This window comes from Nocardia abscessus NBRC 100374 (genome assembly GCF_000308455.1).
Taxonomy (GTDB): domain Bacteria; phylum Actinomycetota; class Actinomycetes; order Mycobacteriales; family Mycobacteriaceae; genus Nocardia; species Nocardia abscessus.
In genome coordinates this window covers 1-256 of the sequence record NZ_BAFP01000023.1, presented here as the reverse complement: position 1 = coordinate 256, position 256 = coordinate 1, and the positions used below count along the sequence as shown (strand labels likewise).

Annotated in this window: 1 pseudogene; it reads right to left on the bottom strand. The window is 73.0% G+C overall.

The features are described 5' to 3' along the window. A pseudogene (locus ON19_RS43240) lies at window positions 1–256 on the bottom strand (hypothetical protein); the annotation flags it as partial.

Sequence of the window (256 nt, the reverse complement as noted above, 5' to 3'; positions counted from 1 at the left end):
GACGCCCGGCTCACGCTGCGGCAGACCACCCGCCGCCGACTCATGCTGCGGCACACCGTTCGAACCCGGCTGCCGCTGGGGTAGGCCGGTGGAGCCCGGCTCGCGCTGCGGCAGGCCACCTGTCGACTCACGCTGCGGCAAACCGCCCAGGGCATCACGCTGCGGCAAACCACCGGCAGCGGACCCGCGCTGCGGCAAACCGCTCGAGGGGTCACGCTGCGGCAGGCCACCTGTCGATTCACGCTGCGGCAGACCA